Genomic DNA, 328 nt, shown 5'->3' with positions numbered 1-328 from the left:
GCACACTGACCGAAGGAAGCGTGATGCAGATCCCCCAATATCGGCTTTCGATACTTGGTGATAAACACCAAATGTACGTGCAAAACGTAGGCCGCATGGCGTGATTTATTAATTTTAGTGAATTGCATTCTGTCACTCAATCGGGCTTAATAGATATGGCAATAATGCTACACACTGAGCGATAAATGCAAATTCTGAAAGCCTACAAATTCCGACTCGAACCGACCGAACAACAAGCGCAACGCCTGCGCCAGTTGGGCGGTTGTGCTCGTTATGTCTGGAATCACGGGCTGGCAGAAACCAAACGCATTCTGGATGCTGGCGAAAA

1 pseudogene is annotated in these 328 nt (G+C 47.3%); it reads right to left on the bottom strand.

The window, feature by feature from the left end:
• Positions 1-128 (bottom strand): annotated as a pseudogene (locus tag J9893_RS20750) (IS200/IS605 family transposase); the annotation flags it as partial.
• Between the last annotated feature and the right edge of the window lie 200 nt (positions 129-328).

Source organism: Aeromonas sp. MaB10011B, from assembly GCF_017939325.1.
Classification (GTDB): domain Bacteria; phylum Pseudomonadota; class Gammaproteobacteria; order Enterobacterales; family Aeromonadaceae; genus Aeromonas; species Aeromonas caviae.
This window is presented reverse-complemented; position numbering and strand designations above follow the sequence as displayed.